Origin of the sequence: Massilia frigida, assembly GCF_011682175.1 — a bacterium.
Classification (GTDB): Bacteria; Pseudomonadota; Gammaproteobacteria; order Burkholderiales; family Burkholderiaceae_D; genus Telluria_A; species Telluria_A frigida.
Genome location: NZ_WHJG01000194.1, coordinates 1 through 357 on the forward strand (window position 1 = coordinate 1; position 357 = coordinate 357).

Below are 357 nucleotides of genomic sequence, written 5' to 3' on the forward strand. Positions count from 1 at the left end.
CCTCATTTTTCTCAAGTCGCGATTTACTGAACCACTTCGATTTCCAATGGTAACGTTCTGTCTTTTCATCACTGCCAAACTCGTTGCAAAGGACGTTGAAAAAAATCGGACTATGGGTTGTAATAACAAACTTGACGCCGGATTCGTTTGATTTTATCAGTTGCGCCAAGTCAACGGCCAATTGAATCAGATGGTTATCGTCCAGAGAGCTGACTGGGTCATCAACAAATACATATTCAAGCTGATTATATCGATCCGTTTCACGCTCGCTTGGCTCAACAATATTAAGAACACTGATGACTTGTTCAATTAGTGTGCAAAATATGCTCCATATGAAATTGCTTTCTTCGCCCTTAG

At 40.6% G+C, this 357-nt stretch carries 1 pseudogene; it reads right to left on the minus strand.

The features are described 5' to 3' along the window. Window positions 1-357: pseudogene (locus F2P44_RS34640) on the minus strand (anticodon nuclease); the annotation flags it as partial.